The sequence below is a fragment of the Desulfovibrio sp. ZJ369 genome, assembly GCF_011039085.1.
In the GTDB taxonomy this organism is placed as follows: domain Bacteria; phylum Desulfobacterota; class Desulfovibrionia; order Desulfovibrionales; family Desulfovibrionaceae; genus Desulfovibrio.
Window position 1 is genome coordinate 1 of sequence record NZ_JAAKEI010000089.1, and the last position, 2,592, is coordinate 2,592.

The following is a 2,592-nucleotide window of genomic DNA, read 5'->3' on the forward strand; positions in this document are numbered from 1 at the left end:
ATCCCCTTGGGGACGCCAAGCAAATTACAAGCGTAGCAATGTGCCTTCAGGGCATATTTCTACGCTTTTTGCTTTTTTCCGGCCCGCCCACCTCATAAGCCCTTTCCGGTTCTGGTTCCTCCAGGCCGAAAAGGGCTTTTTTGTCTCCTCTCCTCTGCTTCGCACGATCCGCAGTTTTTGCCAGCGGCATTTTTCTTATCCAAAAGCCACGGCTGTCAATAGCTTTGCGCTGTTACTTGAATGCGAAACAGCAAAAAACGGCTTACATTACCCTGTCAACCCTATTTTAGCAGGAGGAAGGAATGCCCAAGGAAGTGATGAACGCTGTAGCCTCGGATGCCTTTACCCAGGCTCAGGAAGGCTTTGCCGTACCGCTCGATCCTGATCTGGCGGACGCTCTGGGCGCTTTCACGGAAGAGGTTCTGGTGTCTGAGCTGTAATGGAATTTTTATCTAAAGCGAAACCGCCCGCCTGGGCGGTTGTCGGGGCGTGGCGGCCCCGGCCTGATGAGCAGCCCGATCAGGAGGACAAAAATATGAAGAGGCATCAGGAAAGTACGGGTGTATTGCTGCTGGATGATATTTACGAATCCACGGATCCAGCGGTGAAGCGATACATCATGCAGATCATGGAAGAGGAAATGGACAAGGCGCAGGAACGCGCCCTCGTCCGCGTGGCTCAGAAGTTCAGGCATCTGCTTTCTCCCCAGATGCAGCAGACCCTGGCCGCACAGTATCCGGTGACGGCGCTGGCGGCGTCGGCCTGATTTCTCTCTGGCATTACAACGAGCTGAGGCTACGGAATATATGAACTAAGGGAAAAGCCAAAAGAAAACCGCGCACTGTGACTGCAATCACAATACGCGGCCGCCCTCGCGGGACTCACTCAAAAAACACTGATGTGAGAATACCCGCAATAGAAACCGGCGTCAAGCCTGGGGGGCTCCTTTTTTGCCTTTTTCCCGCCACACAAAAAGAGGGCGGTGAAGCATGGAAACCCTGAATCCTTCCGCATACTTCCTGCGGGTGTCAGACAAATTTTTCGGCGAGTTCATCTGTTTTGACAAGGCCGTTTCGGACGGGCCGACCTTGCTTTATCTGACTTTGTTCCGCAAGGCCTACAAGGGGGGCGTCTGCCGCTCCTCGCAGGCCACTCTGGCCAGACTCTGCAAATGTTCCGTGCGTTCCATACAGCACTATCTTCGCGCACTTGCCGCCCTCGAATACATCAGTATTGAACAACAGGAGGACGGCCGTAACGTCTACCGTCTGCTTCTCAGCCAGCGGGTTCTCTTCTTCATCGCCCAGGAGAGAGCCGCCATGGATGACAATGACGACGGTAACGAAAAGGGCGAAGAATTTTCGTCATGCCATGCGAAAAATCGACGCATGGGAGGCGAAAATTCTTCGCCCATATATAAGAGTAATAAGAGTATTATTCCCCCCCTTTCCCCCCACTCGTCGGCAAGACGCGAGACACCCCCCTCCGCTCGCACTCCGCTTCCCAGCACAACGCCCGTCACAGCCTCCAAAGCTGGCGGGTGGGGGGATTCTTTTCCCCGGAAAAAGCAGAAAGGCAACACATCGGCGTTCCAGACGGCCAATGCGCTCTTTGAGCGCCTTTATGCGGCCTACCCGCGCAAGGAGGCCAAAGAATCGGCCCGCGCCGTATGGCATCAGCTCTGGCGGCGCGGCGCGCTGCCAGCCCTGGATATTTTGCTGGCGGCCCTGGATCGCTTTCGTTCCTCCACGGCCTGGAACCGGGAGCACGGCCGCTTTGTTCCCCATCTGGCGAACTGGCTGCGTGGCCGACGCTGGGAAGATGAAGCCGCCGTTCCTCTTGCTTCTTCCTCTGGCGTCCCTGTCGCGCCGTCCGCTTCTCCTGAAAAAGCCGAACAGATCCGGCGCTGCCTGGAACGCCTGGGGGATCGGCATGGTGCTGATCCGTCCCTGGCAGAAGCGCGCCCCGTTTTCGAGAAATTCCTTTCCTGCTTTGCCGACGGCGGGAAGAGCGGCCCTGCCTGGGGCCTCTGGTCGTTGCTGTTCCGGAAGGGCAAAGCCCCCTCGGCGGGCGACGTGAAGGGCCGTGGTATGATGGACGCTTTTGTATTCCTCCAGAACTGGCAACGAGGTGTCCATGCCTCGGCTTAGACCCGGCTTGGCGCGGGTTGAATTTTTTGCCGTGCGCGAAGATGTCATGGCCTTGCTGAACCAGGGGCACACATACGCCAGCGCCTATGACCGGCTCAAGGAAGCGGGAAAAATCAGTATGAGCTACAGCGCGTTCCGCAATTACGTGCATACCCGTAGCCGCCCGAAGCCCGAAGCTGAAGAAGCGGCAGCACGGACGCCTCCTGCCGGCACGGCCCCTCCAAGGGTGAGCGCCAATGGTGCTCAGGCATTTGACGGCAAAAACGCAGTTCCTCTTTCTGACTTGCTGACTGGAGAGTGAGACATACATGGCCACAATTCATTTTATACTGCAAGGGAAGGGCGGAGTGGGAAAATCCATGATCGCCGTGATGCTGTACCAGGCTCTCCGGCATTTCAAAAAAGAGATCCTGGCCTACGACACGGACCCGGTAAACGCCAC

At 56.8% G+C, this 2,592-nt stretch carries 4 protein-coding genes, 1 other RNA gene and 1 pseudogene; all 6 read left to right on the forward strand.

The features are described from left to right. The first annotated feature begins 302 nt into the window (after positions 1 to 302). The gene (locus G7Y51_RS13325) at positions 303 to 440 is read left to right on the forward strand and encodes a hypothetical protein (protein ID WP_165070961.1); all 138 of its coding nucleotides are present in this window, start codon (positions 303 to 305) and stop codon (positions 438 to 440) included. A gap of 15 nt (positions 441 to 455) precedes the next feature. Beyond that, positions 456 to 520, forward strand: an RNA gene (locus tag G7Y51_RS13330) — hammerhead ribozyme type II. Between the two features lie 15 nt (positions 521 to 535). After that, positions 536 to 766, forward strand: coding sequence for a hypothetical protein (locus tag G7Y51_RS13335; RefSeq protein ID WP_241159690.1), 231 nt, complete (start codon positions 536 to 538; stop codon positions 764 to 766). 223 nt (positions 767 to 989) lie between these two features. Beyond that, positions 990 to 2,150, forward strand: a complete 1,161-nt coding sequence (locus G7Y51_RS13340; protein ID WP_206214353.1) for a helix-turn-helix domain-containing protein — start codon at positions 990 to 992, stop codon at positions 2,148 to 2,150. Next, on the forward strand, positions 2,137 to 2,451 hold the full coding sequence (locus tag G7Y51_RS13345; protein ID WP_165178231.1) for a TraK family protein: 315 nt from the start codon (positions 2,137 to 2,139) through the stop codon (positions 2,449 to 2,451). The genes G7Y51_RS13340 and G7Y51_RS13345 overlap by 14 nt, the downstream gene beginning before the upstream one ends. Positions 2,452 to 2,458: 7 nt before the next feature. Beyond that, a pseudogene (locus tag G7Y51_RS13920) lies at positions 2,459 to 2,592 on the forward strand (conjugal transfer protein TraL); the annotation flags it as partial.